This window comes from Catenulispora rubra (assembly GCF_015356825.1).
GTDB lineage: Bacteria > Actinomycetota > Actinomycetes > Streptomycetales > Catenulisporaceae > Catenulispora > Catenulispora rubra.
In genome coordinates this window covers 1-3558 of the sequence record NZ_JAACYW010000512.1, presented here as the reverse complement: position 1 = coordinate 3558, position 3558 = coordinate 1, and the positions used below count along the sequence as shown (strand labels likewise).

Annotated in this window: 3 protein-coding genes; 2 read left to right on the top strand and 1 reads right to left on the bottom strand. The window is 69.6% G+C overall.

What is annotated here, in order from left to right; all coding sequences use genetic code 11:
• Positions 1–565: 565 nt before the first annotated feature.
• Positions 566–910 carry an ArsR/SmtB family transcription factor gene (locus GWK61_RS53250; RefSeq protein ID WP_194921997.1) on the bottom strand — a complete coding sequence of 115 codons (345 nt, stop codon included), beginning with the start codon at positions 908–910 and terminating at the stop codon, positions 566–568.
• A 263-nt stretch (positions 911–1173) separates the two neighbouring features.
• Between GWK61_RS53250 and GWK61_RS53245 the strand changes: the two genes are divergently transcribed.
• Together GWK61_RS53245 and GWK61_RS53240 are read left to right on the top strand one after the other, a co-directional pair.
• Positions 1174–2352, top strand: a complete 1179-nt coding sequence (locus GWK61_RS53245; RefSeq protein WP_323748183.1) for an MFS transporter — start codon at positions 1174–1176, stop codon at positions 2350–2352.
• 24 nt (positions 2353–2376) lie between these two features.
• Entirely contained in the window at positions 2377–3399 is a 1023-nt protein-coding gene (locus GWK61_RS53240; protein ID WP_194921993.1) for a nitronate monooxygenase, read from the top strand.
• Positions 3400–3558 lie beyond the last annotated feature (159 nt).

Genomic DNA, 3558 nt, shown 5'->3' with positions numbered 1-3558 from the left:
GCCAACCTGCCCGGTTTGGCGGTGTCAAGCCGGACGGAGCTGGACCACAGCAGCAGCGATGCGGCTTGATTCCGCCAAACCGGGCTGGTTCCGTTTACGGCGATGACGCGGCGAGGGACCCAGAACCTCGGCGACCACAAGCAGCACCGCCAGCAAACAGCGCAGCGCAGGCAACAGCGGATAGAAAGCCGAACAGTCGCGGGCCGCCGCCATCAAGCCCGACGCGCGGGTCGCCCCCTCGTCGAGGAGGCCCGCCAGAGGCCTCAACGCACCCACCAAACGCGGCCGGCAGCCGCCAGACCAAACGCATGCGCAGTGACTCGGACCGACGCGCGATCGTGCACGCGAAAACCGCCAGCCGCCTGCACTCCGCCGCAGAGATCCGGACCGGCGCGCGGTCGTGTTCGCGAATACCGTCAGCCGCCAGCGCGAAACGAGTCGCACAACCGAACTGCGTCCCCCAGCGAGGCCATCCAACCATTGGCGAAGCCGTAAAAATCGCCTGTAAAACCACACATCAACCGCACCCGCCCGACATCGGCGCCCATACACCGAGCACCCGCACCTAAAACCCCGCCATCACCTCCCGCCCCTGCGGAATCGCCAGATCCAGCAGGCCAGGAAACAACTCGTCGAGCTCCGCGCGCCGCAGCCGGTTCAGGCGGCGGGTGCCTTCGTCGCGTTGGCGGATGACGCCGGCTTCGCGCAGGGTGCGGAAGTGGCCGCTCTGGGTGGACTTGCTGACCGGGAGCTGGAAGACGCCGCAGGCGAGTTCGCCGTCCGGCTCGACGTCAGCCAGGCGGGCGACGATCGCCAGGCGCATCGGGTCGCTCAGCGCGGCCATTACAGCCGTGAAGCGCAGCTCGGCGAGGGTGGGGTGGGTGAGCTCGGTGGCGGTGCGGCTGGCCATGGCGCCATTCTAGGACACCATGTTCAGGATTCCCGAACATCTGCTATGTTCGGGATATCCGAACATGTTGCCTCGGGAGGACTCTCATGGCGCTCGATCGTCCTGGAGCGGTTAGCACCTCCGATGCCGTTGGTGCCGTTGGTGCCGTTGGCGCCGCCGATGCCGCCGATGCCGCACCAGATGCCGGCGGCGTCGGCACTGCCGTCGGCGGTGCTGGCGGTGCTGGCGGTGCTGGCAGCGCTGCCAGCACCCGCAGCTTGTCGGTGGCAGGCAAGCGAATCCGCTTCTGGGGCACGGCCTACACCTTCCTCGTCCTACTCACCGGCACGAACCTGCCAACCCCCCTCTACAAGGGCTACGAGGCACGCTTCGGCTTCTCACCACTGACCCTGACGCTGATCTTCACCGCCTACGTCGCAGTCCTGATCCCCTCGCTCCTGGTAGTCGGCCCGGCGGCAGACGCCGTGGGCTACCGCGTCATGCTGCTGCCGGCCCTCTTCGTCGCCGCAGGCGGGGCGCTGGTGTTCGCGTTCGCGTCCGGTACCGGCTGGCTGTTCGCCGGGCGCATCCTGCAAGGCGCCGCGATCGGAGCCGCAACAGGGCCGCTGACCGCGACGTTGACAGAACTCGAACCCAACGGCGACCGGCGCAAGGCAGCGCTGGTCTCGACGGTCGCAACAGCCAGCGGACTCGGATTCGGCCCCCTACTGGCAGGGTTCCTGGCGCAATACGCACCGGCGCCACGGGTATTGCCCTTCGCAGTAGAGATCGCGCTGCTGGTACCGGCCGTAACCGTGGTCCTGTCGCTACCCGCGCACACCGCCCGGACCCGCTGGCGCCCGCGACGCCCCGAGATCCCGGCGGCGCTGCGTGCGGAGTTCGCGACCAGCGGGACGGCCTGCTTCGCAGCGTTCGCCGTAGTAGGCCTGTTCCTCACGCTGATCCCGACGTACGTCGCGACGCTGTCCGGCAGCAAGAACCTGCTCCTCGGCGGCGCGGCGGTGGCCCTAATGCTGGCCTGCTCGGCGACCGCGCAGGTCCTCGGCTACGGACGCTCGGCGCGAGCGCTGGAGATCGCCGGCCTGCCACTGCTGGCCACGGGGCTGATAGCACTCGCGATCGCGGGAAGCGCGTCATCGCTGCCACTACTGATCGGCGCGACGGCGGTCGCGGGCCTCGGGCAGGGCCTGACGTTCCTCGGCGGACTGACCGCGATCAACAGCGCGGCACCGGCGCACCGCCGCGCCGACGTCCTGTCGAGCTTCTTCGTGATCCTGTACCTCGGCGTCGGCGTGCCGGTGGTGGGCGTCGGGTTCGTGGCAACGCGAGTCGGACTGCTGACGGCAGTGCAGTACTTCGCCTGGGGCGCCGCCGTGCTGTGCGTGGCGGTGTTGGCAGTGCTCGCGCGGATGGCGCGGAAGGTTACGGTTGAACTCACGTAAGACCTCTCGGGAAAGGACGCGTCCATGGCCGGGCTGCTGGAGTCTGAACTGCCGATCGTGGCGGCGCCGATGGCCGGCGGGCCGACCACGGTCGCGCTGGCCGGGGCGGCGCTCCGAGCCGGGGCGTTCCCATTCCTGGCTGGCGGTTACAAGACAGCCGAGGCGCTAGCAGCGGAAGTTCGGCAGGTCCGGGAACTCGGCGGGGCGTTCGGCGTGAACCTGTTCGTGCCAGGCCCCGGCACCGTCGACGACGCCACCTTCCGCGCCTACGCCGCAGAGTTGGCACCGGAGGCGGCGCGGTTCGGCGTCGAAGCAAACCCGGTCCCGGTCCTCGACGACGATGACGCCTGGGCCGACAAGCTGGCGCTGTTGCTCGCCGAACCGGTGCCGGTGGTGTCGCTGACGTTCGCCTTGCCGGACGTCCGGGACATCGCGGCGCTGCGCCGAGTCGGAAGCCGGGTGCTCGCGACAGTGACGACCGCAACGGAAGCCCGGGCCGCCCGCGACGCGGGTGTCGACGGGCTCGTCGTGCAGGCACCCGCAGCTGGCGGGCACAGCGGCACGTTCGACCCGCTGCGCACCCTGACCACGGTGAGCGCGCCGGATCTGGTACGTGAGGTGCAAGCGGCGGTGGAGCTGCCGATCGTGGCCGGCGGTGGCGTGGCCGGCAGCGAGGATGTACGGGCCCTGCTTCAGGCCGGTGCCGAGGCGGTCGCGGTCGGCACGCTGCTCCTGCGCACCACCGAGTCGGGTGCCTCGCAAACCCACAAGGACGCCCTCGCGAACCCCGCGTTCACCGAGACCACGATCACCCACGCCTTCACCGGACGCCCGGCACGCGGCCTGCGCAACGACTTCATCGACCGGCACGAGGCCACGGCGCCCTACGGCTACCCGGCGATCCACCACCTGACCCGGCCGCTACGTCAGGCTGCTGCGAAGGCCGGAGATCCAGACCGGCTGCATCTGTGGGCCGGGACCGGGTTCCAAGCCGCACGGGAGGGGTCGGCGGGTGACGTGATCCGAGGGTTGGCCGAGGCGTTGTAGCCGACTTTTGCCTGGCATTACCAGGCATTCTCAGCAAAAAACTCAGCATTCTGAGAGACGCCGAACACCCGCTGCGATCAGAGACTCACCAGGCGTGCACCATCCCGCGCGCCCCGACCCCCGATCGTGCCGGAGGCCCCGTGAGTTCCCTCACCTGTC